Source organism: Saccharothrix hoggarensis (genome assembly GCF_052936025.1).
The window spans coordinates 2,355,811-2,381,432 of the sequence record NZ_CP193624.1; the positions used below are offsets into that span (position 1 = coordinate 2,355,811).

At 73.2% G+C, this 25,622-nt stretch carries 31 protein-coding genes; 18 read left to right on the plus strand and 13 right to left on the minus strand.

The window, feature by feature from the left end; translation table 11 throughout:
• The first annotated feature begins 31 nt into the window (after positions 1-31).
• From ACRAKH_RS11365 to ACRAKH_RS11375, 3 genes are all read left to right on the plus strand, one after another.
• Positions 32-832: an LLM class flavin-dependent oxidoreductase gene (locus ACRAKH_RS11365; RefSeq protein ID WP_380725832.1), complete on the plus strand. Its 801-nt coding sequence runs from the start codon at positions 32-34 to the stop codon at positions 830-832.
• Between the two features lie 180 nt (positions 833-1,012).
• Positions 1,013-1,912 carry a patatin-like phospholipase family protein gene (locus ACRAKH_RS11370; RefSeq protein ID WP_380725831.1) on the plus strand — a complete coding sequence of 300 codons (900 nt, stop codon included), beginning with the start codon at positions 1,013-1,015 and terminating at the stop codon, positions 1,910-1,912.
• A 5-nt stretch (positions 1,913-1,917) separates the two neighbouring features.
• Positions 1,918-2,802 (plus strand): alpha/beta fold hydrolase, encoded by an 885-nt coding sequence (locus tag ACRAKH_RS11375; RefSeq protein ID WP_380725829.1) that lies wholly within the window; start codon positions 1,918-1,920, stop codon positions 2,800-2,802.
• Here ACRAKH_RS11375 and ACRAKH_RS11380 read toward each other — a convergent pair whose 3' ends face one another.
• Both ACRAKH_RS11380 and ACRAKH_RS11385 read right to left on the minus strand, forming a co-directional pair.
• On the minus strand, positions 2,803-2,979 hold the full coding sequence (locus tag ACRAKH_RS11380; RefSeq protein ID WP_380725827.1) for a DUF397 domain-containing protein: 177 nt from the start codon (positions 2,977-2,979) through the stop codon (positions 2,803-2,805).
• A complete protein-coding gene (locus ACRAKH_RS11385; RefSeq protein WP_380725825.1) occupies positions 2,976-3,818 on the minus strand; it encodes a helix-turn-helix domain-containing protein in 843 nt (280 codons plus the stop codon). The genes ACRAKH_RS11380 and ACRAKH_RS11385 overlap by 4 nt, the downstream gene beginning before the upstream one ends.
• 107 nt (positions 3,819-3,925) lie before the next feature.
• On the opposite strand from ACRAKH_RS11385, the gene ACRAKH_RS11390 reads away from it, so the two are divergent.
• The gene (locus ACRAKH_RS11390; RefSeq protein WP_380725823.1) at positions 3,926-4,147 is read left to right on the plus strand and encodes a hypothetical protein; all 222 of its coding nucleotides are present in this window, start codon (positions 3,926-3,928) and stop codon (positions 4,145-4,147) included.
• Here ACRAKH_RS11390 and ACRAKH_RS11395 read toward each other — a convergent pair.
• Positions 4,128-5,516, minus strand: a complete 1,389-nt coding sequence (locus tag ACRAKH_RS11395) for a WS/DGAT/MGAT family O-acyltransferase (RefSeq protein ID WP_380725821.1) — start codon at positions 5,514-5,516, stop codon at positions 4,128-4,130. The genes ACRAKH_RS11390 and ACRAKH_RS11395 overlap by 20 nt on opposite strands.
• A 141-nt stretch (positions 5,517-5,657) precedes the next feature.
• On the opposite strand from ACRAKH_RS11395, the gene ACRAKH_RS11400 reads away from it, so the two are divergent.
• Both ACRAKH_RS11400 and ACRAKH_RS11405 read left to right on the plus strand, forming a co-directional pair.
• On the plus strand, positions 5,658-6,467 hold the full coding sequence (locus ACRAKH_RS11400) for a lipase family alpha/beta hydrolase (RefSeq protein WP_380725819.1): 810 nt from the start codon (positions 5,658-5,660) through the stop codon (positions 6,465-6,467).
• 26 nt (positions 6,468-6,493) lie between these two features.
• Positions 6,494-6,973 (plus strand): hypothetical protein, encoded by a 480-nt coding sequence (locus ACRAKH_RS11405; RefSeq protein ID WP_380725817.1) that lies wholly within the window; start codon positions 6,494-6,496, stop codon positions 6,971-6,973.
• Positions 6,974-7,062: 89 nt separating this feature from the next.
• On the opposite strand, the gene ACRAKH_RS11410 is transcribed toward ACRAKH_RS11405, so the two are convergent.
• On the minus strand, positions 7,063-7,515 hold the full coding sequence (locus ACRAKH_RS11410) for a pyridoxamine 5'-phosphate oxidase family protein (protein ID WP_380725815.1): 453 nt from the start codon (positions 7,513-7,515) through the stop codon (positions 7,063-7,065).
• A gap of 383 nt (positions 7,516-7,898) precedes the next feature.
• On the opposite strand from ACRAKH_RS11410, the gene ACRAKH_RS11415 reads away from it, so the two are divergent.
• From ACRAKH_RS11415 to ACRAKH_RS11425, 3 genes are all read left to right on the plus strand, one after another.
• Positions 7,899-8,846: a hypothetical protein gene (locus ACRAKH_RS11415; protein WP_380725813.1), complete on the plus strand. Its 948-nt coding sequence runs from the start codon at positions 7,899-7,901 to the stop codon at positions 8,844-8,846.
• 119 nt (positions 8,847-8,965) lie between these two features.
• Entirely contained in the window at positions 8,966-9,727 is a 762-nt protein-coding gene (locus ACRAKH_RS11420) for an enoyl-CoA hydratase/isomerase family protein (protein ID WP_380725811.1), read from the plus strand.
• A 32-nt stretch (positions 9,728-9,759) separates the two neighbouring features.
• On the plus strand, positions 9,760-9,945 hold the full coding sequence (locus ACRAKH_RS11425) for a hypothetical protein (protein ID WP_380725809.1): 186 nt from the start codon (positions 9,760-9,762) through the stop codon (positions 9,943-9,945).
• 82 nt (positions 9,946-10,027) lie between these two features.
• Here ACRAKH_RS11425 and ACRAKH_RS11430 read toward each other — a convergent pair whose 3' ends face one another.
• The 3 genes from ACRAKH_RS11430 to ACRAKH_RS11440 are packed head-to-tail and all read right to left on the minus strand — an operon-like array spanning position 10,028 to position 11,495.
• Complete coding sequence (locus ACRAKH_RS11430; protein WP_380725807.1) at positions 10,028-10,318, minus strand: DUF4235 domain-containing protein; 291 nt, start codon at positions 10,316-10,318, stop codon at positions 10,028-10,030.
• Between the two features lie 2 nt (positions 10,319-10,320).
• Positions 10,321-11,070, minus strand: a complete 750-nt coding sequence (locus ACRAKH_RS11435; RefSeq protein ID WP_447009798.1) for a DUF3618 domain-containing protein — start codon at positions 11,068-11,070, stop codon at positions 10,321-10,323.
• The gene (locus ACRAKH_RS11440; RefSeq protein ID WP_447009799.1) at positions 11,067-11,495 is read right to left on the minus strand and encodes a phage holin family protein; all 429 of its coding nucleotides are present in this window, start codon (positions 11,493-11,495) and stop codon (positions 11,067-11,069) included. Before ACRAKH_RS11440 ends, ACRAKH_RS11435 begins: the two co-directional genes overlap by 4 nt.
• 82 nt (positions 11,496-11,577) lie before the next feature.
• On the opposite strand from ACRAKH_RS11440, the gene ACRAKH_RS11445 reads away from it, so the two are divergent.
• Positions 11,578-12,501: a YihY/virulence factor BrkB family protein gene (locus ACRAKH_RS11445; protein ID WP_380725801.1), complete on the plus strand. Its 924-nt coding sequence runs from the start codon at positions 11,578-11,580 to the stop codon at positions 12,499-12,501.
• A 36-nt stretch (positions 12,502-12,537) separates the two neighbouring features.
• On the opposite strand, the gene trxA is transcribed toward ACRAKH_RS11445, so the two are convergent.
• A complete protein-coding gene (gene trxA / locus ACRAKH_RS11450; protein WP_380725799.1) occupies positions 12,538-12,912 on the minus strand; it encodes a thioredoxin in 375 nt (124 codons plus the stop codon).
• 147 nt (positions 12,913-13,059) lie between these two features.
• Between trxA and ACRAKH_RS11455 the strand changes: the two genes are divergently transcribed.
• The 4 genes from ACRAKH_RS11455 to ACRAKH_RS11470 are packed head-to-tail and all read left to right on the plus strand — an operon-like array spanning position 13,060 to position 17,268.
• Positions 13,060-13,962: an ABC transporter substrate-binding protein gene (locus ACRAKH_RS11455; RefSeq protein ID WP_380725797.1), complete on the plus strand. Its 903-nt coding sequence runs from the start codon at positions 13,060-13,062 to the stop codon at positions 13,960-13,962.
• Positions 13,952-14,791, plus strand: coding sequence for an amino acid ABC transporter permease (locus ACRAKH_RS11460; protein ID WP_380725795.1), 840 nt, complete (start codon positions 13,952-13,954; stop codon positions 14,789-14,791). Before ACRAKH_RS11455 ends, ACRAKH_RS11460 begins: the two co-directional genes overlap by 11 nt.
• Positions 14,788-15,546 (plus strand): amino acid ABC transporter ATP-binding protein, encoded by a 759-nt coding sequence (locus tag ACRAKH_RS11465; protein WP_380725793.1) that lies wholly within the window; start codon positions 14,788-14,790, stop codon positions 15,544-15,546. The genes ACRAKH_RS11460 and ACRAKH_RS11465 overlap by 4 nt, the downstream gene beginning before the upstream one ends.
• Before the next feature lie 6 nt (positions 15,547-15,552).
• Positions 15,553-17,268 carry an aminotransferase class V-fold PLP-dependent enzyme gene (locus ACRAKH_RS11470; protein ID WP_447009961.1) on the plus strand — a complete coding sequence of 572 codons (1,716 nt, stop codon included), beginning with the start codon at positions 15,553-15,555 and terminating at the stop codon, positions 17,266-17,268.
• Between the two features lie 67 nt (positions 17,269-17,335).
• On the opposite strand, the gene ACRAKH_RS11475 is transcribed toward ACRAKH_RS11470, so the two are convergent.
• Positions 17,336-18,151 (minus strand): tRNA ligase subunit PheS family protein, encoded by an 816-nt coding sequence (locus tag ACRAKH_RS11475; protein ID WP_380730417.1) that lies wholly within the window; start codon positions 18,149-18,151, stop codon positions 17,336-17,338.
• Between the two features lie 184 nt (positions 18,152-18,335).
• Between ACRAKH_RS11475 and ACRAKH_RS11480 the strand changes: the two genes are divergently transcribed.
• Genes ACRAKH_RS11480 through cobM form a run of 3 tightly spaced genes read left to right on the plus strand, consistent with a single transcriptional unit; the run spans position 18,336 to position 20,628 of the window.
• On the plus strand, positions 18,336-18,728 hold the full coding sequence (locus tag ACRAKH_RS11480; protein ID WP_380730419.1) for a pyridoxamine 5'-phosphate oxidase family protein: 393 nt from the start codon (positions 18,336-18,338) through the stop codon (positions 18,726-18,728).
• Positions 18,725-19,888 (plus strand): precorrin-6y C5,15-methyltransferase (decarboxylating) subunit CbiE, encoded by a 1,164-nt coding sequence (cbiE, locus tag ACRAKH_RS11485; protein ID WP_447009800.1) that lies wholly within the window; start codon positions 18,725-18,727, stop codon positions 19,886-19,888. Before ACRAKH_RS11480 ends, cbiE begins: the two co-directional genes overlap by 4 nt.
• Positions 19,885-20,628, plus strand: a complete 744-nt coding sequence (gene cobM, locus ACRAKH_RS11490; RefSeq protein WP_380723226.1) for a precorrin-4 C(11)-methyltransferase — start codon at positions 19,885-19,887, stop codon at positions 20,626-20,628. The genes cbiE and cobM overlap by 4 nt, the downstream gene beginning before the upstream one ends.
• A 130-nt stretch (positions 20,629-20,758) precedes the next feature.
• Here the strand turns inward: cobM and ACRAKH_RS11495 are convergent, their stop codons facing one another.
• A complete protein-coding gene (locus tag ACRAKH_RS11495; protein ID WP_380723224.1) occupies positions 20,759-21,817 on the minus strand; it encodes a cobalt-precorrin-5B (C(1))-methyltransferase in 1,059 nt (352 codons plus the stop codon).
• 29 nt (positions 21,818-21,846) lie between these two features.
• Here ACRAKH_RS11495 and ACRAKH_RS11500 point away from each other — a divergent pair, with 29 nt between their 5' ends.
• Complete coding sequence (locus ACRAKH_RS11500; protein WP_380723222.1) at positions 21,847-22,545, plus strand: cobalt-precorrin-6A reductase; 699 nt, start codon at positions 21,847-21,849, stop codon at positions 22,543-22,545.
• On the opposite strand, the gene ACRAKH_RS11505 is transcribed toward ACRAKH_RS11500, so the two are convergent.
• The 3 genes from ACRAKH_RS11505 to ACRAKH_RS11515 are packed head-to-tail and all read right to left on the minus strand — an operon-like array spanning position 22,520 to position 25,619.
• Positions 22,520-23,989: a precorrin-3B C(17)-methyltransferase gene (locus tag ACRAKH_RS11505; RefSeq protein WP_380723220.1), complete on the minus strand. Its 1,470-nt coding sequence runs from the start codon at positions 23,987-23,989 to the stop codon at positions 22,520-22,522. The genes ACRAKH_RS11500 and ACRAKH_RS11505 overlap by 26 nt on opposite strands.
• On the minus strand, positions 23,986-24,612 hold the full coding sequence (locus tag ACRAKH_RS11510) for a precorrin-8X methylmutase (RefSeq protein ID WP_380723218.1): 627 nt from the start codon (positions 24,610-24,612) through the stop codon (positions 23,986-23,988). Before ACRAKH_RS11510 ends, ACRAKH_RS11505 begins: the two co-directional genes overlap by 4 nt.
• Positions 24,609-25,619 carry a hypothetical protein gene (locus ACRAKH_RS11515; protein ID WP_380723217.1) on the minus strand — a complete coding sequence of 337 codons (1,011 nt, stop codon included), beginning with the start codon at positions 25,617-25,619 and terminating at the stop codon, positions 24,609-24,611. The genes ACRAKH_RS11510 and ACRAKH_RS11515 overlap by 4 nt, the downstream gene beginning before the upstream one ends.
• Between the last annotated feature and the right edge of the window lie 3 nt (positions 25,620-25,622).

A 25,622-nucleotide genomic window follows, 5' to 3' on the forward strand; every position in this document is an offset into this window, starting at 1 on the left:
CGAACGGACGCGTGAGTGGGAGGCTGCCGGTATGCGTTGTGGAATCGTGTTGCCGTTCTTCGACGCGCCCGACGTGGTGGCGTGCGCGGAACTGGCGGAATCCTGCGGGTGGGACGGGGTGTTCCTGGCCGAGTCGGTGTGGGGCGTCGACGCGTGGGTGGCGTTGACGGCGGCGGCGATGCACACGTCGTCGGTGCGGCTGGGGACGATGCTCACGCCGCTGCCCCGGTTCAAGCCGTGGGACGTGGCGTCCAAGGTCGCCACCCTCGACCGGCTGTCCGGCGGGCGCGTGCAGCTGTCCGTCGGGTTGGGCGCGCTGCACCCCGGCTGGACGGCGTTCGAGCGCGAGACGAGCCGCGCCGAGCGCGCGTTGCTGCTGGACGAAGGGCTCGCCGTGTACGACGGGCTGATGCGCGGGCAGCCGTTCTCGTTCCAGGGCCGGCGTTACGACGTGCGGGAGACGGACTTCTTCCCACCGCCGCCGCCCGTGCAGCGGCCGCGCGTGCCGGTGTGGGTGGTGGGCGCGTTCGGCCGTCCCCGGTCGATGCGCCGTGCGGTGGCGTGGGACGGCCTGCTGCCCAACGTGATCGCCGCCGAGGGCGCGCGCGGCCCGTCGAGCCCGGAGGAGCTGGCCGCCGTCGTGGCGGAGGCGCGGGAGCTGCGGGCGTCGCTCGGCCTGCCGTGGGACGGCTACGACGTGATCGCCGAGGGCAAGGCGACCAGCGTGGCGGAGTGGGCCGAGGCCGGTGCGACCTGGTGGATCGAGTCCGACTGGGAGACCACCGTCGACGCCGTGCGCGACCGGATCGCCGCCGGGCCGCCGACCACCTGACCCGCCGACCACCTGACCGGAGCGCCCGCATCCAGGCCGCCCGGCCTGGGCACCCGAGCCGCCGAGCCTGGGCGGCCGAGCCGCCGGGCCGGAGCGGCCGCGCAGGAGGCGTTGAGCCCGAGCCGCCGAGCCCGAGCCGCCGAATGTGACCAGCGAACACGGCCGCCCGAACCCGCTCCGGTGAGCGAACCCGGACGCGCCGGTGGGACGATCCGCGCCGTGGTGGACCTCCCCGGACCGGTCGGGTTCGTGCTCGGTGGTGGCGGCAGCCTGGGCGCGGGCCAGGTCGGCATGCTCCGGGCCCTGGCCGAGCACGGCGTCGCGCCGGACCTCGTCGTCGGCACGTCCGTCGGCTCGGTCAACGGCTCGCTGCTCGCCCTCGACCCGGCGAACGCTTTCGAGCGGCTCGGCGCGATCTGGCGGCACATGACCCGCGCCCGCGTCTTCCCCGGCGGCCTCCTCGCGCAGGCCAGGACGTTGCGGCAGCACAAGACCCACCTGTTCACCAACACCGGGCTGGCCGAGGTCCTCGGGTTCGGGCTGGGCGGCGCGCGGGACTTCGCCGAGCTGACCCTGCCGTTCGGCGCGGTCGCGGTGGACTCGGTGACCGGCACCGCCGTCACCCTCACCTCGGGCGACCTGGTGTCGGCGGTGCTCGCCAGCAGCGCCATCCCCGGCATCTACCCGCCCGCCCACCGCGACGGGCACGTCCTCTACGACGGTGGCGTGCTCGCGAACGTGCCCATCCGCCAGGCCCTGGCAATGGGCGCGAAGTCGCTGGTCGTGCTGGACTGCGCGTTCCCCGGCCACCTGCCGGTCGTGCCGGCGACGCTGGCCGAGACCCTGCTGTTCTGGGCGACGCTGAGCACCCGCAACCAGGCCGTGCTGGAGGCCGAGCTGGCGTCGGCGGACGTGCCGGTCGTCTACCTGCCCGGACCGCCCGTCCAGCCGGTCACCCCGCTCGACTTCGGCCACACCGCGGAGCTGATCGCCGCGTCCTACGACGCCTCCGCCGCGTTCCTCGCGCGGGTCGCGATCGAGGGGCCGGGTCTGTACGGGCACCCGTCCGGGACATACTGACCGGTATGACCACACTCGACCACTGGGGCGGGACGAGCCGGTACGTCGACCTCGACGGTCCGGTGCACTACGTCGACTTCGGCGGCGAGGGGCCGCCGGTGGTGCTCGTGCACGGGCTCGGCGGGTCGCACCTCAACTGGTGCCTGCTCGCGCCGCACCTGGTCGACCGTCACCGGGTGCTGGCCGTCGACCTGGCCGGATTCGGCCTCACCCACCCCGAGGGCCGCTCCACGACCGTGCCCGCGAACGCCCGGCTGCTCGACCGGTTCCTCGCCGAGGTGGTCGGCGAGCCGGTGGTGCTCGTCGGCAACTCGATGGGCGGGATGATCTCCATCCTGCACGCCGCCCGCCGGCCCGCCTCGGTCACCGCGCTGGCCCTGCTGGACCCGGCCGTGCCGCTGCCGCTGGGCGTGCGCCTCGACCCGCAGGTGGCGGCGGCGTTCGCGATGTACGCCGTGCCGGGGCTCGGGCAGTGGTTCTTGGCGAAGTCGCGCCAGGGCGTGTCGACGCGCCGGCAGGTGAAGCGGGTGCTGAATCTCGTGTGCGCCAACCCCAAGGCCGTGCCGGAGGAGATGATCCTCGCGTCCATGACGCTGCTGGAGCAGCGGGCCGAGGTGCCCGGCCTGGACGAGGCGTTCCTCGGCGCGGCCCGCTCGGTCGTGTGGACGGGCGCGACCAGCCGCCGGTACTACACGGCGATGAGCCGCATCCGGGTGCCGGTCTACCTGATGGCCGGCGAGAAGGACCGCCTGGTGCCGCTTGCGTCGGCTCGGGCCGCCGCCCGCCGCAACCCGTCGTGGCGGTTCGAGGTGCTGGACGGCGTCGGCCACGTCCCGCAGCTGGAAGTGCCGGAGCTGGTGGCGCGGCGGATCAAGGACTGGCTCGCCTGATCAGCGCCGGACGAACGTGACCCAGGCGGCTCGGGAGAACGTCAGCACCGGGCCGCCGGGGTCCTTCGAGTCCCGGACGGCGGTCGCGTCGGGCGCGAACCGGACCTCGACGCAGGCCGGGTTCTCGGCGCTGCGACTGGACTTGAACCAGCCCGTGCGGTCGACGGGGTTGCTCATCCGAGCTCCTTGGCGATCTCCTCGACCAGGTCCAGCGACGCGGCCCGGTCGAGCGCGAAATCCAGTGCCTGGCTGTGGGCCAGACTGTACTCGCGGACGCGCATGGGTTGATCGATCAGATCGGTGGTCGACACGGTCTCCTGCCACACCAGGTCGGGCAGCCTGCTGCTGGCGAAACCGAGGAGGTAGAAGGTCGATCCGCCGATCGCGTTGTGGTAGTCGGCGCTGAACGGCACGACCCGCACGTCGATCGTGTCCGGATGCTCGGTGATCTTCCGGGCCAGGTGCCTGAGCTGGGCCGCCATCACGGTGCGCCCGCCGACCATCTGCCGCAGCCCCGATTCGGTGATCACCGTGGTGAGGTGGACCGGGTCGTCGCCGTCGAGCCGCTGCTGCCGCTTCATCCGCACCTCGACGCGGCGGCTCGCCTCCGCCAGCCGGATGCTCGGCGCGCCACCGTTCATGATGGCCATGGCGTAGTCCTCGGTCTGGAGCAGGCTGGTGATCATGCCCGCGCTGTACGCGCGGATGCTCTCGGCGCCCGCCTCGAAACCGAAGTACCGCAGCACTTCCGCGCTGAACATGGCCGAGTAGGGGCTCCACCACGCGCGCTTGCCGGCCTCCTCGCGGAGCGCCTGCAGCTCTTCGGTCTCGGCCTCGTCGAACTCCAGCACGGCGGCGAGCTCGGCGAGCTTGCGCGCGTTGATCTTGAGCTTCCCGTTCTCGACGCCCGAGATGTAGGACTGGCTCGTGCCGATGGCTCGCCCGGCGGACACGGCGGTGACGTCCAGGAGTTCGCGACGCTCCCGCAGGCGCAGGCCCAGCTCCCACCCTGCCACGGACGGCGATGTTGGCATGATCGTTCACCCGATCAGGTTGTGCGACTTGATAATATTAGCAATCCTGGCCACGATCATAACAGAGCTGACGATCGGGAGGCCGTGGGATGGGTCGGGCGCAGGTGCACCTGTGGGCGCAGGTTCCGGGTGATGTGTGGATCAACTACGAGATCGAGCCGGGAGGGGGAGCGGTGGTGTTCAAGATCGGTCAGGACGTGGAGCTGTACGCCGACCCGCGGGCGCTGACCAAGATCAGCGAGGCGGCGGCGGAGGCGGTGGAGCTGGCGGGCGCGGTGGCGGCGGACCAGCTCAGTCGGCGGTCGCCGTGACGAGTTCGTCGAAGCCGGCGCGGATGCCGTCGGCGAGCACCTGCACGTCCGGGACGCCGTCGAAGTCGGCGTTGATCCCGAACGTGACCTGCCCGAGGTAGGAGAAGATGCCGACGCTGATCCGCATGGTGCTGGCGATCGGGACGTACGGGTAGATCTCGGCGAGCCGCCTGCCCAGCATGAACAACGGGATGCGCGGGCCGGGAACGTTGGTGGTGACGGTCTGGAGGAGGTGCTGGGGGAAGCGCACGGCGGTGCGCGAGCCGAGCGCGAGCAGCGTGGGCGCGGTGAAGTTGGACAGGCCGGTGAGCACGTCCGCGCCGGCTGCCTGGCGGCTGCTCTTCAGGTCGTCCATCTGCTCGCGGATCGACGCGAGGCGCGCCAACGGGTCGGGGTCGCTGACCGGCAGGTTGACCAGCACGGCGCTGACCCGGTTGGTGAGCACGCCGCGCTCGGCGGAGGAGCGCACCGACACCGGCACCATGGTGCGGACCACCTGCCCGTCGGCCAACTCGTCGCGCTTGGCGAGGAGGTCGCGGAACCCGCGGGTGACGGCGGTCAGGATGACGTCGTTCACCGTCCCGCCGGTGACCTTGCGGACGGTCTTGAGCTCGGCGAGGTCGGCCTTGGCCCACACCCACCGGCGGTGCGGTCCGATCGGCCCGTTCAACGTCTTCGGGGTGCTGACGGCGAGCCGTCGGGCGGTCGTCGGCAGGCTGCCCAGGACGGCCCGGCCGATGTCCAGCACCTCCGAGCCGCTGCGCAGCCGCCGGGCCATCGCCGGGAACTTGGCCAGGTGCGTGATCGGCGTGAGGACGGCGTCGCGCACGCCGTCCACGACGAGGTCCACCGTCGACGGGTTCGGCTTCGGCGTCCACCGCGTCGGTTCCGGGAGTGGCGAGTCCTCGCGCCAGTCCAGCAGCACGGTCATCAGGTCGGTGCCGGCGATGCCGTCGATCAGGCAGTGGTGGACCTTGGAGATGATCGCCCACCGGCCGTCCTCCAAGCCCTCGACCAGCCACACCTCCCACAGGGGCTTGGACATGTCGAGGCGCTGCGCGAACAGCCGTCCGGCGAGGTTGCGCAGCTGGTCGTCCGCGCCCGGCGACGGCACGGCGGTGTGCCGGACGTGGTACAGGATCTGGAAGTGCTCGTCGTCCACCCACACCGGGCGGCCGACGTGCAGCGGGAGCGCCTTGACCCGCTGCCGGTAGCGCGGCACGGTGCCCAGCTTGGCGGCGAAGAGCCGTACCACGTCGCCGTACGACGGCGCCGGACCTTCGAACACCAGGACCGAGCCGACGTGCATGGGCACGTTCTCGTCCTCGATGAAGAAGAAACCCGCGTCCATGGCGCTCATCCGGTCCATGCGGCGACCGTAGGCCCGCGCGTTCCCCGTGGTCCAGGCGCACCCCCGCACGAATCGAGACTCGCCGGTACTGGCGCAAACCACCGTTCCGCAACATCATGGTTACCTGGGGCACGCTCGACGCGGAGCGGGGGAGGGGCCATGTCAGCACTGCCGGACGTCCCGCCGGACACCACGACCGACCACCCCGACCCGTGGTCCACCACCGGTTCCGCACCGGGCCTGCTCTGGTACCTCACCGAGCCGACCCGCACGGCGGTCGGCCTCGGCCAGTTCGCGGCCAGCCGCTCGTTGCTCCGCGCCGCGCCCAGCGGCGACGGGCACACCGTGCTGGTCCTGCCCGGCCTCGGTGCGACCGACGCGTCCACCGTGATGCTGCGCAGGTTCCTCACCGGCCTCGGCTACGACGTGCACGGCTGGGGCCTCGGGCTGAACATCGGCCCGTCCGTGGCGGTCGTGCGCGGGATGCGCGACCTGCTGCGGGAACTCGCCGTCGGCGGCAAGGTGAGCATCGTCGGCTGGTCGCTGGGCGGCATCTTCGCCCGCGAACTGGCCCGCGAGCACCCCGGCATGGTCCGCCAGGTGATCACGCTCGGCAGCCCGTACGCGATGACCGACCTGCGGCAGACCCGCGTCAACCCGGTGTACCGCCTGCTGGCCCGGTTCTACGTGTCGGGCGCGGACCTGCCGCCGCCCGAGCACACCCGCCCGCCGTTCCCCGTGCCGTCGACGTCGGTGTACTCGAAGTCGGACGGGATCGTGGCGTGGCGGACGTGCGTCTCCGCTCCCGGCCCGAGGTGGGAGAACGTGGCGGTGGTGTCCAGCCACCTCGGTTACGGCTACAACGCCGCCGTCCTGTGGGTGGTGGCCGACCGCCTGTCCCAACGCCCGAACCGCCGCCGCCCGTTCACCCCGCCGCCCGGCATGGCCAGGATGTTCCCGGCGGCCTGACCCGCCCGCAGCGCGCGGAGGACGTGATGACGACCGACTCGATCCGACTGTCCGAGATGGGGCGGCCGGACTGGGAGAACGTGCTGTGGTCCAGCCCGACGGCCCAGGTCCTGGCGGCGCGGATCACGTGGCCGGACTTCCTCGAACTGGACGGGTGCGTGTACGTGCTGCTGCCGTGGGACGCCGACCGGGTGTCCGAGCACCGCGAGTACCTGCTGCGCGGTCGGCGTTCGGTGGACTGGGAGCGGCTGAGCCGGGCGGAGCGGTGGTCCGTGGCCGCGGAGCACGGCGAGGTCGACCTCGGGGTCGTGTTCCAGATGGCCTTGCACGACGGGGACGACCTCGACGCGAGCCTCGACGCCCTGGCGGCGCTGCTGGTGAGGTCGTGGGGCGGCGCGCTCCGGGAGAGGTTCCCGGAGCGCCGGTTCGCCGTGGAGGTCGAGCCGGCCGACGACGACGGGGGACCGGTGGTCAGGGTGCGCGAGGTCCCCGTCGACGGGGCCTGACCGTCCCACCCTGGGCGCGCCGGGACGCCTCCCCGCCGCCGACCTCTCCCACGCCGGGTGCGGGAGGGCGTAGTCCTGTCGGCGGGTGGCTAGGGCTGGAGCGCCGGGTTCGGGAGCTGACGGCCGGGCAGCCAGCCCCGGGGCACGTCGGTGGCCCGCCACGAGCGCACGCCCAGGCGGGCCGCCACGATCGGCGCGCCGAGGAACGCCGCGGCGGCGGGCACCTTCTCCACCAGCACCCGGCGCACCTCCTCGTCCTCCGCCCCGCTCACGACCTCCACGTCGGCCTGGGCCTGGAGGAACGGGTCCTGCGGCGAGCCGGTGGACACCACCACGGCCACCACCGGGTTCTCCCGGATGGCGGTCAGCGTGCGGCCCCGCTGCTCCAGCACGAGGTTCAGCGTGAACAGGTCGGTCTCGGCGAAGAAGACGCCGTTGACCCACGGGCCGGAGCTGCCCGCCGTGGCCAGGTACATCGACGGGTGGGCGGCCAGCGTGGCGCGCACGAGTTCTTCCACTTCGGTGGCGGCGGCGGTGGTCATACCAGCTCCTCGGGATCGGCCCCTCGGTCGCTCACCGTAAACCCGCACGAGTGTCCTGAGAGGACGAGACAACCCGTTCGGGTGAATTCCACGGTTGGGATCTCGCGGGCCGGTGACGGCGCGTGTCGCACGTGTCCGAGTCGCCGCCCCGGCTCGGCGGCACCCAGCACCGCGCCCCCGATGGCCGGGAACGGCCGGGCGCAACCACCGATCCGGTGGAAGTCGCGCCGGCCGAACGGGTTCCCGAATCGGGGGGCGAACCACTCGGAAAATGATCACCTGAATCACCCCTTGTGTTGGCCACCGCTTCACCACAGGGTTCACCGCGGCCCGTTGGCTCCCACGGGCAACCCCGACGGAGGTGGAGCTTGTCCCCTGCACGCGTGACTCCCGCACGCCCGACCCCCGCCCGCAAGATCGCCGCGTCCCTGCTCGCGGCCGTCGCCCTCTCGACGTTCCTCACGACCCCGGCCCACGCGGCGACCGACGCCGAGCTGGCGTTCCACTGGGCGCCGGTCCACTACCAGGACACCGACTCGTCGGACTACGACGCCGACTACCTGTCCACTGTGGACTTCGACGGCGAGTGGAACACCCTGGACAACTGGGAGGCGCAGGACGACTCGCTCGCCCGCCTCACCGGCGCCGCCTACTACTCCGTGGTGGAGACCTCGACCCACTGGTTCCTGGTCTACAGCTTCTACCACCCGCGTGACTGGGAGGACTTCGCCGACCCGTTCGAGCAGTTCACCCACGAGAACGACATGGAGGGCATGCTGGCGACGGTCCGCAAGGACGGCTCGACGTTCGGCCGGCTCGAAGCCGTGATCACGGTGGCGCACAGCGACTTCTACTCGTACGTCCCGGCAGGCAGCACGTTCACGTCCGGTCGGGAGAGCATCGACGGCACGCTCCGCCTCCAGGGCACCCGGCCGACCACGCGCCAGGAAGCCAAGGGCCACGGCCTGTACGCGTGGAACGGCGCGGAGTTCCCCGGCGGCGACGGCGTGGTGTACGTGCCGAGCGCGACCGGCGAGGTGCCGTCGAGCGGCAACGACCGGTCCGTCGGCTACCGGCTGGTGGACACGTTCGCCGCCGGCGGGCTCTGGGCGCAGCGCAACAGCTCCACGACGTTCGCGAGCTGGGGCACGTTCCGCGGCGACAACGGCAAGGACAACTCCGCCAACTCCGCGTGGGGCTGGGACGACGGCAACGACGGCGCCGACGTCCAGCGCGGCCTCCTCGCCACCGACCCTGCGTACGTGGTGTCCGTGTACTTCGCCAACCGCGGCGCGTTCAGCCTGACCTACACGCGCAACGCCTACCGGTAGCGGTCAGCGGCGCCCCGCGTGTCCGGACGCACGTGCGTCGCGTGACGGAACGCGGGGCGCCCCGACCGGGTGAGGGCCGTCACCCCGTGCGGCGGGCGGCCAGGACTTACTCTCCGGTAATGACGCTGAGGCTCGACACCGCAGGCCCGGTGGCGACGTTGACCATCGACCGCCCGGCCAAGCGCAACGCCATGAGCTACGAGATGTGGTCCGCCCTGCCCGGCCTGCTGGCCCGGGTGCGGGACGACGACGCGGTGCGCGTGCTGGTCGTCCGGGGCGGGGAGCACTTCTCGGCCGGCGCGGACATCAGCGAGTTCTCCACCCTCCGCAAGGGCGCGGACGGCGCGGCCCGGTACGGCGAGGCCGTGCACAACGGGGAACGCGCCCTCGCCACCCTCGGCAAGCCCACGATCGCCGCCATCACGGGGTTCTGCATCGGCGGCGGCTGCGAGATCGCGCTGGCCTGCGACCTGCGGCTGGCGGCGGCGGACGCCCGGTTCGGCATCACGCCCGCCAAGCTCGGCATCGTCTACAACCTCACGTCCACCAAGCAGCTGGTGGACGTGGTCGGCCCGGCGTGGGCGAAGCAGATCCTGTTCAGCGGCGAGATCGTGGACGCGGCCACCGCGCTGCGGATCGGCCTGGTCAACGAGGTGCACCCGGCGGACGCGCTGGAGGCTCGGGTCAAGGCCCTGTCGGAGACGATCGCCGCCCGCGCGCAGGTCAGCGTGCGCGGCGCGAAGCACATCGTCAACCGGATCACCGACGGGCAGCACGACGAGGACGACGCCGTGCGCGCGCTCTACGACGAGGCGGTGCACAGCCCGGAGTACGCGGAGGGCGTGGCGGCGTTCCTGGAGAAGCGGCCGCCCCGGTTCTGATTGAGGGGTGGCCGGCCGGGTACCTCGTGCCCATGACCGAACCCGGAGAGCCGATCGAAGACCGCCGCGAGGACGACCTGGCCGAGACGGAGGGGCCCATCAACCCCGATCCGCCGCACTCGCCCGGCACGCCGGAGCCGCCGAACCTCGACGTGGACCCCGAGCAGTTCCTCGACGACGACGAGCGGCGCGGACGCGCGGACGAGCCGCCGTCCTAGCGGGCAGGACCCAGCCGCGCGACGGCCGGAGACAGCGGAACGGACCGCCGTGCGGGACGGCGGTCCGTTCGGCCTGCCGGCGTCAGTCGCCGTCGTACTTGTTCTTGTCGCCGGGCCACTCGCCGGTGAGCTTGTCGTAGCCCGTCGCGCCGCCCCGGTCGATCGCCGCCTTGACCAGGCCGAAGATCGCGCCCTGGATGGACGCGGCCAGCAGCACCTCGCCCCAGCCGCGGTCCTTCTGGGTGGGCGTGGGCGCTTCCTTCGTGCCGGTGATCAGCTTCCAGACCTGGCCGAACAGCGCGCTGGCGGCCAGACCGCCGAGCACGCCGAACAGCATTCCGAGCGGCCGGTAGAGCAGCTTGTTCACGTTCACGGCTAGCGCCCCCTCCGCATCAGCTTCCACAGCACCACCACGATCGCCGCGACCGCCGCCGCGACCGCCGCCGGGTGCCGGCGCGCCTGCTCGACGCCCTGTTCGACGCGGTGCTGCACGGGCGGCGGCAACGCCTCCACCGCGTGCGCGGCCTTCTCGCCGACCTGCCCGGCGACGACGGTCGCCTTCTGGCCGACCTGCTCGGCCACCACGCCGGCCTTCTGGCCCACCTGGCTCGCCACGGCGCTCGCCTTCTCGCCGACCTCGCCGGCCTTCGCCGCCGCCACGCCGGCGACCGCGCCGGCCTTCTGGCCGACCTCGTTCGCCTTCTCGGCGGCGACCCCGGCCACCGCGCTCGCCTTCTCGGCCGCCGCACCCGCCACGGCACTCGCCTTCTGTCCCACCTGCGCCGCCACCTCGCCCGCCTTCTGGCCGACCTCGCCCGCCTTCTGGCCGACCTCGCCCGCCTTCTCCCCGGCGGCCGCGCCGACCTTGCCCGCCTTCGCACCGGCCTTGTCGGTGGCCTGGCCGACCGCGGCGGTCGTCTTGCCCGCCGCGCCCGCCACCGCCGCGTTGGCCCGCGTCGCCTTCTCCTTCACCTTGTCCACCCGCTCGTGCGCCTTCTCCTTCACCCGCGCCGGCACGTCCGCCTTGTGCACCAGCGCTTCCACCGTGTCGCCGAGCTCGCGCCGGGTCTGCTCGACGTCGGCCCGCAGCTCGTCCGGATCGGTGGGGACGTCCTTGCCGTTCATCGGTGTGCCCTCTCGCTCACGGTGGCGATGTCCTTCTTGACGCCCGCGATGGCCTCTTCCGGCACGGGCGGTGTGCCGCGTTCCAGCTGCTTGCGGCCGACCAGCGCGAGCACGCCCGCGATGACGAAGACAGCCGCCGCGACGATGAACGCCGCGATCCACGCCGGCATGGTCGTGGCCAGGAGGAGCACCACGCCCGCGATCACCGTCATGAGGCCGAACCAGGCCAGCACGCCGGCACCGCCGAGCAGACCGGCTCCGGCGCCGACGCGCTTGCCCTTCGTGCGCATCTCGGCGACGGCCAGCCGGATCTCGTCCCGGGCCAGGCGGCTCACCTGCTCGGACAGCCGATTCACCAGTTCGGCGGTCGACGGTTCACGGTTCGTGACGCGACTGGTCCCGTGGTCCGTGGCGACGTGACTCATGGCCGTCTCCTCTCTCACTCGACCCACGACTACCCGAAAAGGCGTGGGTGTACGCACCGTGTTCGTGGGAACCCCCACGCCCATGACGCACCCCGATGCGCCCACGAAGCTGCCGAAGCGGTCCTGGTGGGCTGTGCTGAAGCGGACGGCCAAGGAGTTCAACGACGACAACCTCACCGACTGGGCGGCGGCGCTGACCTATTACGCGGTGTTGTCGCTGTTCCCCGGCCTGCTGCTGCTGACGGCGCTGCTCGGGCTGGTCGGCCCCGACACGACCAGGACCATTGTGGACAGTCTGGACGCGCTCGGTCCGGGCGAGGCGAAGGACACCATCGCGGGCGCCATCGAGAACCTGCAGAAGTCGCAGGCCAGCGGGCTGCTCGCGATCGTCGGCCTGGTGACGGCGCTGTGGTCGGCCTCGGGGTACGTGGGCGCGTTCATGCGCGCGTCGAACTCGATCTACGACGTCGAGGAGGGCCGGCCGTTCTGGAAGGTGATCCCGCTGCGGCTGGGGCTGACCGTCGGCGTGGTGGTGCTGCTGGCGCTGACCGCGCTGGGCGTCACGCTCACCGGCGGGGTGGCCGAGTGGCTGGGCGAGGTGCTCGGGCTCGGTTCGACGTTCGTGACGGTGTGGGACATCGCCAAGTGGCCCGTGCTGTTCCTGCTCGCGAGCCTCGCCATCGGCCTGCTGTACTGGGCGTCGCCGAACGTGCGGCAGCCGAGCTGGCTGTGGATCACGCCGGGCGGGCTGCTGGCCGTGCTGGCGTGGGTGCTGGCGTCGCTCGGGTTCGCGCTGTACGTGGCCAACTTCGGGTCGTACAACAAGACCTACGGCTCGCTGGCCGGTGTGATCGTGTTCCTGGTGTGGCTGTGGATCTCGAACATCGCGCTGCTGCTCGGCGCGGAACTGGACGCGGAGCTGGAGCGCGGCCGGCGCATGGCGACGGGGGAGTCCACCGGTGAGGACCCGGTGGCCCCGCCCCGCGACACGCGTGCGATGGACTAGCGGCTCACGCCGCCCGTCCGGTCGGCCCTGGTCGGATCAGCCCTGCTGCTCGGCGGCCGCTTCCGCGACCTGCTTGCGGACGTCCTCCATGTCGACCTTGCGGGCCTGGTCGATCAGGTCCTCCAACGCCGACTCCGGCAGGGCGCCGGGCTGGGCGTAGAGGACGACGCCGTCACGCACGATCATCAGGGTCGGGATCGACCGGATCTGGAACGCCGCGGCGAGCTGCTGCTGCGCCTCGGTGTCGACCTTGCCGAACACGATGTCGGTGTGCTTCTCGGCGGACTTCTCGTAGGTCGGGGCGAACTGGCGGCACGGACCGCACCACGCTGCCCAGAAGTCGACGAGGACCATCTCGGAGCCGCCGACAACCTCGTCGAAGTTCTCCGCGGTCAGCTCCACGGTGGCCATGGGTCCTCCTTGCTGTGGACATTGGGGGTGGCCCCCTCGTACCCAGGGCAACGATACCGACACCCCGCCGCATTCCCTTCAACAAATTGTGGACGCCTTCAACGATTGGTTGTAACTTTCGGGCCACCCGATCGCAGGAGGTGTCCCGTGCGCCGGACCGCAGCGCTCGCCCTGTCCCTGTTCGCGCTGGTCGCGTGCGGTGCGCCCGCCGAGGACCGCCCCGCGGGCCCGGCCGACGACCTGCCGTCGACGGCGGCGATCGTGGAGGCGGTGACGAAGGACGACGCGCTGGCCGCGACCCTGCCCGAGGCGGTCGCGAAGGCGGGCAGGCTGCGCGTCGGCTCCAACATCCAGAACCCGCCGAACAACTTCTACGCCGCCGACGGCACCACCCCGGTCGGCTCCGAGGTCGACCTGGTCAAGGCGGTCGCGCGCAAGCTCGGCCTGACCGTCGAGCACCAGGACATGGCGTTCGGGTCGCTCATCACGAGCCTGCAGGCCGGCCGGATCGACGTGACGATGGCCGCGATGAACGACACGCCCGAGCGGCAGCAGGCGATCGACTTCGTGGACTACTTCACGTCCGGCATCACGATCATGGTGCAGAAGGGCAACCCGGCGGGCATCAAGGGCCCGGACGACCTGTGCGGCAAGTCGGTCGCGGTCAACCTCGGCTCCAGCCAGGAGACCTACGCCAAGGAGTTCCGCTGCCTGTCCGGCGACCCGATCCAGGTCACCGCCACCGACAGCGACACCCAGAACCAGAACCAGCTCCGCACCGGCCGCGTCGCCGCCATCCTCAACGACCTGCCGACCGCCGTCTACGTCGCCAAGACCGCGGGGGACGGCGAGTTCTTCGAGGTCGTGGACCTGGCGCCGATCAACGGCGGCCCGTACGGCATCGGCGTCAACAAGAACACCCCGGAGCTGACCGCGGCCATCCGGAAGGCGCTGCAAACCCTGGTGGACGACGGCACGTACGGCAAGGTCCTCGCCGCCTGGGACGTCGAGCAGGGCGCGATCACCGAGGTGACCGTCAATGGCCGGTGACACCTCGGTGGCGGAGGCCGGTGACGACCTGGTCGTCGTCCCGCTGCGCCACTGGGGGCGGTGGGTCGGAGGGGCGGTGATCCTGGCCCTGCTCGGCGCCCTGGGCTGGGCGCTGGCCGACGCGAAGATCGACTACGCGGCCGTGCCGGGGTTCTTCACCCACGACATCATGCTGCGCGGCCTGGTCAACACGGTGGTGCTGGCGGTGACCGCGCAGGCGGGCGCGATCGTGCTCGGCGTCGTGATCGCGCTGCTGCGCCGCTCGGCCAACCCCGTCGCCCGCTGGTTCGCCGCCGGGTACGTGTGGCTGTTCCGGGGCCTGCCGGTGCTGCTGCAGATCCTGCTGTGGTTCAACCTGGCGCTGGTCTTCGAGAACATCTCCATCCCCGGCCTGTTCGAGGAGAAGACCAACGTCCTGGTCACCGCGTTCGTGGCGGCGCTGCTCGGGCTCGGCCTCAACGAGAGCGCGTACATGGCGGAGATCGTGCGGGCCGGCCTGAACAGCGTGGACCACGGCCAGGTCGAGGCGGCCAAGGCGATCGGCATGACGCCCGCGACCACGTTGCGTCGGGTCGTGCTGCCGCAGGCCATGCGCGTGATCATCCCGCCGACCGGCAACAACTTCATCAACATGCTCAAGGGCACCTCGATGGCGTCCGTCATCGGGTTCCTGGAGCTCATCCACGCCGCCAACAACATCGCCTCGCGCAACCTCCAGATCATGGAGACGCTGCTGGCCGCCGCCGCGTGGTACATGGTCGTGGTCAGCGTGGCGAGCGTCGGGCAGCACTTCCTGGAGCGGCACTACGGCAAGGGGGTGGCCCGGTGAGCCTCGTGCGGGCGGTCGGCGTGCGGAAGTCGTTCGGGCACGCGGAAGTGCTCCGGGGCGTCGACCTCTCGGTGGACGCGGGCCAGGTCGTGTGCCTGCTCGGGCCGTCCGGCGCGGGCAAGTCGACGTTCCTGCGCTGCGTGAACCACCTGGAGACGATCGACGCGGGCCGGATCTGGGTCGACGGTCAGCCGGTCGGGTTCACCGCGCGCGGCGGCAGGTTGCACGAGCTGCGCGAGCGGGAGGTGGCGCGGCAGCGGCGGGGCATCGGCATGGTGTTCCAGCGGTTCAACCTGTTCCCGCACCGCACGGCGGTGGAGAACGTCGCAGAAGGACCCGTGCACGTGCTGCGGACGCCCCGGAAGGCGGCGGTCGAGCAGGCACGGGCGCTGCTGGACCGGGTCGGGCTGGCCGACAAGGCGGACGCCTACCCGCACCAGCTGTCCGGCGGCCAGCAGCAGCGCGTGGCGATCGCGCGGGCGCTCGCGATGCGGCCGAAGCTGATGCTGTTCGACGAGCCCACGTCGGCGCTGGACCCGGAGCTGGTCGGCGAGGTGCTGGACGTGATGGCCGACCTGGCGCGGGACGGCATGACCATGATCGTGGTGACGCACGAGATCGGGTTCGCCCGGCAGGTCGCCGACTCGGTGGTGTTCCTGGTGGACGGCGCGGTGGTCGAGACCGGGCCGCCGGGCCAGGTGCTGGACAATCCGCGACAGCAACGCACGCAGCAGTTCCTCGCGAAGGTGCTCTAGGTGGTCATGCGCATCCCGTCCTCGTACCTCGTCCAGTTCCACGAGCCGGAGGGGTACCTGGACTTCGCCCGCTTCGGGCCGCCGTCGCACGCGGTCGTCGTGGAGTCGACCCGGCTGCTGGAGACGTCGGCGGCGGCCGGTCCGGCGACGGTGGACGACCTCATGCGCCAGGAGCTGCGGGCCAGGGCGGCGGTGGCGCGGCTGTGCCGGGGCGACACCGACCACGTGGCGCTGCTGCCGAACACCAGCACCGGGCTGTTCCAGGTGGCGCTGGGCGTGACCGGCGAGGTGCTGGTGTCGGCGGGGGAGTTCCCGGCGAACACCTACCCGTGGGCGCGGTCGCCGCGCGTCGACGTGTCGTGGCTGCCGCCCGGCCCGGTGACGGCGGACGCCGTGCGCGCGGCGTTGACGCCCGCGACGAAGGCCGTGGCGGTGAGCGCGGTGGACTTCCGCACCGGGCACCGGGCCGACCTGGCGGCGTTGCGGGAGGTGGTCGGTGACCGGCTGCTCGTCGTGGACGGCATCCAGGGCTTCGGCGTGGTGGACGAGCCGTGGGAAGCGGCGGACGTGCTGGTCGTCGGCGGCCAGAAGTGGCTGCGGGCCGGGTGGTCCACCGGGTTCATGGCGCTGTCCGACCGGGCGCTGGACCGGCTGGACCCCGTGCTGTCCGGCTGGACGGGCGCCGAGGACGCCGGGCTGTTCGACAACGCGATCCACCCGGTCGGCGAGGGCGCGGCCGGCTGGTCGATCACGAACCTGAGCCCGGTCGCCGCGGGCGCGCTGGCCGCCGCGCTGGAGCTGGTCGAGCTGGCCGGGGTCGCCGCGCTCGACGACGCCGTGCGCGACCGGTCCGACGAGCTGGCCGAGGCCGTCCGCGCGGCCGGCGGCGAGGTGGTGTCCGCGGTGGACCGCCGCGCGGGCATCCTCGCCTTCACCCTGCCCGACCACCCGCCGTCCGTGGTCGGCGCGGCGCTCGTGGACGCGGGCGTGACGGCGACCGTGCGGCCGGAGCACGTCCGCCTGTCGCCGCACGCCTCCACGACCCCGGACACGATCGCCCGCTTCGCCGCCGCGCTGAAGGAGATCCGCGCGCCGAAGGCCGTCCCGGGCGCCGCCACGCCGGCGCCCGCCGTGACGTCCGACGTGCTCACCGCGTTGATCCCCACGGTGAACAGCCTGGCCGAGGCGGTCGGACCGGGCACCGAGGTCGTCCTGCACGACCTGGGCGCGCTGCCCAACTCGATCATCGCCATCGCGGGCGACCTCACCGGACGCAAGGTCGGCGGCCCGATGACGGACCTGCTGCTCGGCCTCGTCCGCCGCGGCACCACGCAGGACCTCGCGGGGTACGAGACGTACGCCCCGGACGGCCGGGTGATCCGCTCGTCCACCGTGTTTTTGCGCGACGACCGCGGCGTCGCCGTGGGCTGCCTGTGCGTGAACAGCGATCCCGGCCCCGACCGCCGGCCCGACCACGCCGTGTCGGCCGTCGAGGCGTTCCCCGGCGACGTCGACACCCTCCAACGCCTGCTCGTGGAACGCGCCGTCGCCGCCGTCGGGGTGCCCGTCGAGCTGATGAAGAAGTCCCACAAGTCCCAGGTCGTCCGCGTGCTGGACGAGGCGGGCCTGTTCCTCATCCGCGACTCCGTCGACTACCTCGCGGGCGTCCTCGGCGTGACCCGGTACACGATCTACAACTACCTCAACGAGGTACGGGCCTGACGACCCGGCCGGTGGGCGGGGCGGCCCCCCTTCGGGAACATCTCCTCCGTCCACCGACCGGGTCGTCTCAGGACACCGGCACCAAGGGCTGGTCGCCTTGGTGCACGGCCGCGTGGGCGGCGTCACGCGCGGCGTTCGCCTCGTCGTCGGTCAGCGTGCGGGTCAGGTGGCGCAGGACCAGGCGCAGCAGCACGTTCCGCTGCTCCGGCCGCGCGCCGAGCCGCGCCACGGCCGCCTCCGGCAGGTCGCGCACCGGTGTCTCGCTCACCACCACGACCTCCTCCACCACGTCCCCGATCACGGCGCGGACGGCGTCGCCGATCGTCTCGGCGTCCGCGCCGGGGTCCACCGCCACCGAGATGTCCCGCGTGATCGCCGGGTGCCGCGACACCGGCCGGTACGGCGTGAGGTCGAGCATCTGCGCGGCCACCCTCGGGTCCTCCGACGACAGCAGGCGGATGTCCGGGACGCCCTTGCGCAGCATCAGCAACCGGTCCAGCCCGGCGCCCAGCGCGAGACCGTGCACGTCGTCGGGCAGCCACGCCCGCCGCAGCACGTGCCGCGCCGCCAGGCCGCACTCGGCGACCTCCAGCCACTCGCCGTCCACCAGCACGTCGACCTGCCGCCCGGCCGTCGTGTACGGGTGGGTCGCGGGGGTCGTGTGGCTGCGCAGCATCCGGCCGGGGCCGGTGTAGCGGGTGTAGCTCGCGTCACGCGTGACGGCGTCCGGCGGGTAGCCCAACGCCGTGTAGTTGTCGTCGACCGACACCTCCGGGTGATCGCGCAGCACGCGCACGTCTCCCGGCAGGGCGGCGAGTATGTCGGCTACCAGCAGTTGCACGGCATGCGGCCCGTACGTGGGGTCGCTGAGGTCGCGAGGCATCGCGGGTGGTCCCTTCGAGGGCTGGTGGACGGGCAGGAGAGGAGTCCCCCGAGCCGGTCCGCCACCGGGACCACGTGAACTAGCGCACGCCGCGGGCCCCGACGACGGGGTCTCCCGGCCGGGGGCGGCTAAATCGACGCGTCACGTTTTCCACCCTAGCCCGCGCGTGCCGCATGATGCACGCATGTTGTCGACCAAGGGCGAGGACTTCCGCGCGTTCTGGACCGAGCGCCACCTGTGCACGCTGACCACCGTCCGGGCGGACGGCACCCCGCACGTCGTGCCGGTCGGCGTCACGCTGGACGTGGACACCGCCACCGCCCGGGTGATCAGCTCGCGCGGCTCGCACAAGGTCCGCCGGATACTCGCCGCCGGTGACGCGGGCGTGCCCGCCGCCGTGTGCCAGGTGGACGGACGCCGCTGGTCGACGCTGGAGGGCCGGGCCGTCGTCCGGCAGTCGTCCGACGCGGTGGAGGACGCCGTGCGGCGGTACGCCGAGCGCTACCGGACGCCGCGCCCCAACCCCGAGCGCGTGGTGATCGAGATCGCCGTCACGCGCGTGCTGGGGACGGTGTGAACATCACCGTCGTCGGCATCGGGGCCGACGGCTGGGACGGCCTGCCGCCCGCGTCCCGGCGCGAGATCGAGGCGTGCGAGGTGCTGCTCGGCAGCAGCCGGCAACTGGACCTGGTCCCCGGCGCGTTCGACCGGGTCCCGTGGCCGTCACCGCTGGTCCCGGCGCTGCCCGGGCTGCTGTCCCGGTACTCCGGCCGGCGGGTCGGCGTGCTGGCCAGCGGCGACCCGATGTTCCACGGCATCGGCACGACCCTGGTCCGGCTGCTGGGCGCCGGGCACGTGCGCGTGGTGCCGCACCCGTCGTCGGCGTCGCTGGCGTGCGCGCGGCTCGGCTGGGCGCTGGACGACGTCGCCGTCGTCAGCCTGGTCGGCAAGCCCGCCGCGCTCCTCGTCCCGCACCTGCACCCCGGCCGGCGCGTGCTCGTGCTCGGCGGCGACCCGCGCGAGGTGGCCGCCCTGGCGCCGGACGCGCGGCTGACCGTGCTGGAGCAGCTGGGCGGGCCGGGGGAGCGGGTGCACCACGCGCTCGACGACGCCGACCCGCTGCACGTCCTCGCGGTCGAGTGCGGCGCGGACGGCGCGTCCCTCGTCCCCGGCCGGCCCGACGACACCTACGAGCACGACGGCCAGCTCACCAAGCGGGAGGTGCGGGCGGTGACGTTGGCGCTGCTCGCGCCCCGTCCCGGCGAGCTGCTGTGGGACGTCGGCGCGGGCGCCGGCAGCATCGCCGTCGAGTGGTGCCGGACCCACCCGAGCTGCCGGGCGATCGCCGTGGAGCAGCACCCCGAGCGGGCCGCGCGCATCACGCGCAACGCCACCGCGTTGGGCGTGCCGGGCATCGAGGTCGTCGTCGGCACGTCGCCGGGCGCGTTGGAGCTGGAGCCGCCCGACGCCGTGTTCATCGGCGGCGGGCTCACCGCCGAAGGCGTGGTCGAACGCTGCTGGGCCGCCCTGAAGCCCGGCGGGCGGCTGGTGGCCAACGCCGTGACGCTGGAGTCGGAGGCCGTGCTGACGCGCTGGCACGGCCGGCTGGGCGGCGACCTGAGCCGGATCGAGGTGAGCCGGGCGGCCGCGATCGGCGGCTTCACCGGCTGGCGCCCGCAGATGCCCGTGACCACCTGGGTGGTCGCCAAGGAGAACGTCGCTGAGGAGAAGGTGTGACCGTCCACTTCATCGGCGCCGGGCCAGGCGCGGCCGACCTGCTGACCCTGCGGGCGGCGCGGCTCATCGCCGAGTCCCCGGTCTGCCTGTACGCGGGCGCGCTGGTGCCGGTCGACGTCCTCGACCACTGCCCGCCGGGCGCCCGCCTGGTCGACACGGCCAACCTCGACCTCGACCGGATCACGGACGAGCTCGCCGCCGCGCACGCCGCCGGGCACGACGTGGCCCGCCTGCACTCCGGCGACCCGTCGGTGTTCAGCGCGGTGGCCGAGCAGATGCGGCGGCTGGACGCCCTGGGCATCCCGTACGACGTCACGCCGGGCGTGCCCGCCTTCGCCGCCGCCGCCGCGTCGCTCAACCGCGAGCTGACCGTCCCCGGCGTCGGCCAGACCGTGATCCTCACCCGCACGTCGGCCCGGGCCACCCCCATGCCGCCGGGGGAGGACCTGGCGTCGCTGGGCCGGTCGCGGTCCACGATCGTGCTGCACCTGGCCGTGCAGCGGATCGAGGAGGTGGTGGCCGACCTGCTGCCGAACTACGGCGCGGACTGCCCGGTCGCCGTGGTCGCGCGGGCCAGCCGTAACGACGAGGTGGTCCTGCGCGGCACCCTCGCCGACATCGCCGGGCAGGTGCTCGCCGCGGGCGTCAAGCGGACCGCCGTCATCGTCGTGGGCCGGGTGCTGGCGGCCGAGGGCTTCCCGGACAGCCACCTCTACTCCACGACCCGCTGCCGTTCGTGAGGCGCTCCGTGAGGGCTTCGTGAGGCGCTTCGAAAGGCGCTTCGCGGGCACCGGGGGCACGGGGATCCCCCCGATTTCCATTCTACCGACGGGGACCGACGCCAACGGCCCGCCGACCGGTGGCTGTGGATCACGCGCGGCCGACGACGGTCCCCGCCCGGTCGATCACGATCACGTCCACGGAGACGGGAGCGCCGCGCAGGACGTCGTCGGCCGTCGCCTTGGCCCGCGCCGCGACCAGGTCGCCCAGCGGCACGCCCGCCGCCTGGCACACGTGCAACGCCCCGAGCGCGGTGTTGGCCTCCGTCACGGCGGCGGCCAGCGCCGGGTCGTCCACCAGCGACGCCAGGAAGCCCAGGTTCACCTGGGAACGCCGCGAGTGGAGGTCGAGGTGCCCGTCCGCCAGCTTGGACAGCTTCCCGATCCCGCCCGCCACGGTCAGCCTCGGCACGGGGTGGCGGCGCAGGTACTTCAGCACCGCGCCGGCGAAGTCGCCCATGTCCAGCAACGCGTCCTCGGGCAGCCCGTGCACCTCGGCCGCCACCTTCTCCGACGTGCTGCCGGTGCACCCGGCCACGTGCCGGTACCCCTGCGCCCGCGCCACGTCGATCCCGCGCCGGATGCTGTCGATCCACGCCGAGCACGAGTACGGCACCACGATCCCCGTCGTGCCGAGGATCGACAGCCCGCCCAGGATGCCCAGCCGCGGGTTCCACGTCCGGCGCGCCAGCTCCTCGCCGTGCTCGACCGAGACCGACAGGACGACGTCGCCGCTGCCGCCGTGCTCGGCCGCCACGCGCGCCACGTGCTCGCGCATCATCCGCCGCGGCACGGGGTTGATCGCGGGCTCGCCGACCGGCAGCGGCAGGCCCGGCTTGGTGACCGTGCCCACCCCGGGACCGGCCTCGAACACGACCCCGGAGCCGGGCGCGCCGTGCCGGACCGTGACGCCGACCAGCGCGCCGTGCGTGACGTCCGGGTCGTCGCCCGCGTCCTTCACGACCGCCGCGAACGCCCGGTCCCCGTGCAGCGATTCGCGGGCCAGCGCGAACGTCGGCGTCTGCCCCTTCGGCAGCACGATCCCCACCGGGTCGGGGAACTCGCCGGTGAGCAGCGCCGTGTACGCCGCCGTGGTCGCGGCGGTGGCGCAGGCGCCCGTCGTCCAGCCGTAGCGCAGGTTCGTGCTCACGGTGCCAGGATGCAACAGTGGTGAAGACCGTGCTGGTACTGGGTGGCACCGGCGAGGCCCGGGAACTCGCCGCCGCGCTCACGTCGGCGAGGGTCGTGTCGTCCCTGGCCGGTCGGGTGGCCCACCCGAGGCTGCCGGCGGGCGAGGTGCGGATCGGCGGGTTCGGCGGCGTGGACGGGCTCGTCGCCTACCTCCGGGCCGAGCGGGTCGACGCGGTCATCGACGCCACTCACCCGTTCGCCGACCGCATCACCGCGAACGCCCTCGCCGCGACCACCGCGACCGGCACCCCGTTCCTGGTCCTGCGCCGTCCCGGCTGGCCGCCCGAGGACGACTGGCGGTACGTGGACAGCGTCGCCGAGGCCGCCGCGCTCGTGGCGGGCCGCCGGGCGTTCATCACCACCGGACGACAGGAGCTGGGCGCGTTCACCAGCGGTGTCGCGCGCACGGTCGACCCGCCCGACCCGCCGAACCCCCGCCTCGACCTCGTGCTGGACCGCGGACCGTACACAGTGGACGGCGAGGTCGCGCTGATGCGCGAGCACCGGGTCGAGGTGCTGGTCACCAAGGACAGCGGCGGCCCCATGACGGCGGCCAAGCTGACCGCCGCCCGTCACCTCGGCGTCCCCGTCGTCGTCGTGCGCCGGCCACCGCCACCGCCGGCGCCGCTGGTGGAGACGGTGGCCGAGGCCGTCGCGTGGCTCACCCGGGGTAGCGGCGCGGGGTGAACACCGTGCCGCGGGCGCTGACGGTGGTCTGCGACGAGCCGATCAGCAGCAGGCAGCGCATGTCCACAGTGGACGCGTCCAGCTCGGCCAGCCGCACCACCCGCACCGTCTCCTCCGGCCCGCCGACGTCCCGCCCGACGACCACCGGGGTGTCGGGGGAGCGGTGCCGCAACAGCAGGTCGCGCGCCTTCTCCACCTGCCACGTCCGGCTGCGCGAGGCCGGGTTGTAGATCGCCAGCACCAGGTCGGCCTTCGCCGCCGCCTCCAGCCGCTCCTCGATCACGTCCCACGGCTTGAGCCGGTCCGACAGCGACACCACGCAGTAGTCGTGCCCCAGCGGCGCGCCGACCCGGCTCGCCACGGCGTGCGCGGCGGTCAACCCCGGCAGCACCGTCACCGGCACGTCCGCGAACTGCTCCTCGGTCGCCACCTCCAGCACCGCGCTGGCCATCGCGAACACGCCGGGGTCGCCCGACGACACCACCGCGACCCGCCGTCCCCGCTTGGCCAGGTCCAGCGCGAACGCGGCCCGCTCGGCCTCCACCTTGTTGTCCGACGCGTGCCGCCGCTGCCGCGGGTCGACCGGCACGCGGTTCAGGTACGTCACGTACCCGACCAGGTCGTCCGCCCCGGCCAGCGCCCGCCGCGCCTCCGGCGTCAGCCACTCGGGTCCGGCGGGGCCGAGCCCCACCACCACGACCTCGCCCCTGTGCCCGGAAGCCGTCACGGGCTTGCCCGGCGGCTTGCTCGGCAGCAACGCCAGCGAGAAGTACGGCACGCCGTCGGCGTCCACTTCGGACAGCGGCGCGGTCCGCTGCGCGCCGGTCGTGGCCCGCTCCACGTACCAGGCCTCGTCCAGCCGCCCCGCCCGCGCCAACGCCTCCCGCACCCGCGGGAACGTCCGGCCCAGCTTCATGATCGCCACGGGGTCGCCGCCCGACAGGTGCTCCACCAGCGCGTCCGCGGACAACGTCCCCGGCAGCACGGTCAGCACCTCGTCCCGCTCCACGAGCGGCCGGCCGATCACGGCGGAACCCGCGCTGACCGACGTCACGCCCGGCACCACCTCGGCGTCGTACCGGTGCGCCAACCGCTTGTGCAGGTGCATGTACGACCCGTAGAAGAACGGGTCGCCCGCCGCCAGCACCACGACCACGCGGCCCGCGTCGAGGTGGGCGGCCAACCGCGCCGCGCACTCCTCGTAGAACGCGTCGATCTCGCCCTGGTAGTCGTCGGAGTCCTCGGTGGTGACCGGGTAGACCAGCTGCTCCTCGACCTGCCCCGCGCGCAGGTACGGCTCCGCGATCCGGCGCGCCACGCTCCGCCCGTGGCGGGCGCTGTGGAACACCACCACGTCCGCCTCGCCGATCAGCCGTGCCGCCTTGACGGTCACCAGCTCCGGGTCGCCCGGACCCACCCCGACGCCGTACAGCTTGCCCGTCATTCGTCCTCGCTCGCGATCGCGTTGATCGCCGCCGCGGTCATGGCGCTGCCGCCCCGCCGCCCGCGCACGACCAGGTACTCCAGCCCCAGGTCGTTGGCCGCCAACGCGTCCTTCGACTCGGCCGCCCCGATGAACCCGACCGGCACGCCCAGCACGGCGGCCGGTCGCGGCGCGCCCGCCGCCACCATGTCCAGCAGGTGGAACAACGCGGTCGGCGCGTTGCCGATGGCCACCACCGCGCCGTCCAGCTTGCCGCGCCACAGCTCCAACGCCGCCGCGCTGCGGGTGTTGCCCAGCTCCGCCGCCAGCCCCGGCACGCGCGGGTCGCCCAACGCGCACACGACCTCGTTGTCCGCGGGCAGCCTGCGCCGCGTCACGCCCGCCGCCACCATCTGCGCGTCGCACAGGACCGGCGCGCCGGCCAGCAGCGCCGCGCGGGCGTCGCGGACCACGTTCGGCGAGTGGTCGACGTCGGTGACGAGGTCGACCATCCCGCAGGCGTGGATCATCCGCACCACCACCCGCGCCACGTCCGCCGGGAACCGCGCCAGGTCGGCCTCGGCCCGGATGGTGGCGAAGGACCGGCGGTAGATCTCCGCGCCGTCCTTGATGTAGCTGGTCACCTGATCTCCTCGTACCCGTCGCCGGTCGCGACGAACTCCACCACGTCGCCCGTCGGCCGCCCGCACCGGCGCGCGCAACCCGACCAGTGCGCCCGGCCCGGCGTGGACCGGGCGCCGATCCAGCGGGTCGCGTCGGCGCGGACGTCGGCCAGCGCCTTGGCGCACCCCGGTCGGCCGGTGCACGCGCTGACGCCGTGCCACGGCGAGTCGGGCGACGTGAACAGGCCGCTGGTCTCGCTCCCGGCGGGCAGCACCAGGCTGCGCCACGGCGTGAGCCGCACCGCCGCGCCGGCGAGCAGGCGCGCGTCCAACCGGCCCAGCGGCACCCCCGCCACGACGGCGGAACCGTGGACGCCCGGTGCGACCGGCGTCACACCCGGCTCGATCGTCGGCGGGCCCGGAACGCCCAGCGCCTCCGTGATCTTCCGCACACCGCCGTCCACTTCGGACAGCCGCCACGCGTCGCCGCGGATCTCGCCGAAGACGCGCGCGGCGGTCACCACGGCGTCCACTGGATCGGTCACGCGGAGCCCGGAGTCGCGCCCTGCTAGGAACAACGCGTCGCCGACCAGCCCGACGTCACCCGCCAGGCCGCTCACCGCGCCACCCACCGTGACCAGGAACCGGCCCGGCAGGGACGCCAGCTCCGGCGTCGCGCACAGGGCCGCGTCGATCGCGTCGACCAGCGCCTGGTTGTCGTCCAGCGGCGCGGCGACGATGTTCCGGATGCGCTCGTGGGTCGTCGACGGCAGCAGCCCGACCTCGCGCAGGCGGGCGCCCAGCTCGTGCTCCGCGCCCGGCGGCAAGCCTCTGACCTGCAGGTTCGCCCGTGAGGTCAGGTCGAGGAACCCGTCACCCAGCTCCAGCGCGGCCGTGCGCACCGCGTCGAACTGGACCGCGCTCAACGTCCCGCCGGGCACCCGCACGCGGGCCAGCCCGCCGTCGGCGGCCTGGTGCACGTCGACGGCGCCGGGGCAGGCGTCCGGGCGAACTCGGTCCGTGGGCATGGA

What these genes read in the sequence shown, in the direction of transcription:
- ACRAKH_RS11515 (WP_380723217.1), bottom strand. Translation starts at nt 25,619, where the DNA reads ATGCCCACGGACCGAGTTCGCCCGGACGCCTGCCCCGGCGCCGTCGAC.
- ACRAKH_RS11410 (WP_380725815.1), bottom strand. Translation starts at nt 7,515, where the DNA reads ATGACCACCGCCGCCGCCACCGAAGTGGAAGAACTCGTGCGCGCCACG.
- ACRAKH_RS11390 (WP_380725823.1), top strand. Translation starts at nt 3,926, where the DNA reads ATGGGTCGGGCGCAGGTGCACCTGTGGGCGCAGGTTCCGGGTGATGTG.
- ACRAKH_RS11445 (WP_380725801.1), top strand. Translation starts at nt 11,578, where the DNA reads ATGACGCACCCCGATGCGCCCACGAAGCTGCCGAAGCGGTCCTGGTGG.
- ACRAKH_RS11380 (WP_380725827.1), bottom strand. Translation starts at nt 2,979, where the DNA reads ATGAGCAACCCCGTCGACCGCACGGGCTGGTTCAAGTCCAGTCGCAGC.
- ACRAKH_RS11425 (WP_380725809.1), top strand. Translation starts at nt 9,760, where the DNA reads ATGACCGAACCCGGAGAGCCGATCGAAGACCGCCGCGAGGACGACCTG.
- ACRAKH_RS11375 (WP_380725829.1), top strand. Translation starts at nt 1,918, where the DNA reads ATGACCACACTCGACCACTGGGGCGGGACGAGCCGGTACGTCGACCTC.
- ACRAKH_RS11405 (WP_380725817.1), top strand. Translation starts at nt 6,494, where the DNA reads ATGACGACCGACTCGATCCGACTGTCCGAGATGGGGCGGCCGGACTGG.
- ACRAKH_RS11420 (WP_380725811.1), top strand. Translation starts at nt 8,966, where the DNA reads ATGACGCTGAGGCTCGACACCGCAGGCCCGGTGGCGACGTTGACCATC.
- ACRAKH_RS11440 (WP_447009799.1), bottom strand. Translation starts at nt 11,495, where the DNA reads ATGAGTCACGTCGCCACGGACCACGGGACCAGTCGCGTCACGAACCGT.
- trxA (WP_380725799.1), bottom strand. Translation starts at nt 12,912, where the DNA reads ATGGCCACCGTGGAGCTGACCGCGGAGAACTTCGACGAGGTTGTCGGC.
- ACRAKH_RS11365 (WP_380725832.1), top strand. Translation starts at nt 32, where the DNA reads ATGCGTTGTGGAATCGTGTTGCCGTTCTTCGACGCGCCCGACGTGGTG.
- ACRAKH_RS11395 (WP_380725821.1), bottom strand. Translation starts at nt 5,516, where the DNA reads ATGGACCGGATGAGCGCCATGGACGCGGGTTTCTTCTTCATCGAGGAC.
- ACRAKH_RS11400 (WP_380725819.1), top strand. Translation starts at nt 5,658, where the DNA reads ATGTCAGCACTGCCGGACGTCCCGCCGGACACCACGACCGACCACCCC.
- ACRAKH_RS11460 (WP_380725795.1), top strand. Translation starts at nt 13,952, where the DNA reads ATGGCCGGTGACACCTCGGTGGCGGAGGCCGGTGACGACCTGGTCGTC.
- ACRAKH_RS11475 (WP_380730417.1), bottom strand. Translation starts at nt 18,151, where the DNA reads ATGCCTCGCGACCTCAGCGACCCCACGTACGGGCCGCATGCCGTGCAA.
- ACRAKH_RS11505 (WP_380723220.1), bottom strand. Translation starts at nt 23,989, where the DNA reads ATGACGGGCAAGCTGTACGGCGTCGGGGTGGGTCCGGGCGACCCGGAG.
- ACRAKH_RS11480 (WP_380730419.1), top strand. Translation starts at nt 18,336, where the DNA reads ATGTTGTCGACCAAGGGCGAGGACTTCCGCGCGTTCTGGACCGAGCGC.
- ACRAKH_RS11435 (WP_447009798.1), bottom strand. Translation starts at nt 11,070, where the DNA reads ATGAACGGCAAGGACGTCCCCACCGATCCGGACGAGCTGCGGGCCGAC.
- ACRAKH_RS11470 (WP_447009961.1), top strand. Translation starts at nt 15,553, where the DNA reads ATGCGCATCCCGTCCTCGTACCTCGTCCAGTTCCACGAGCCGGAGGGG.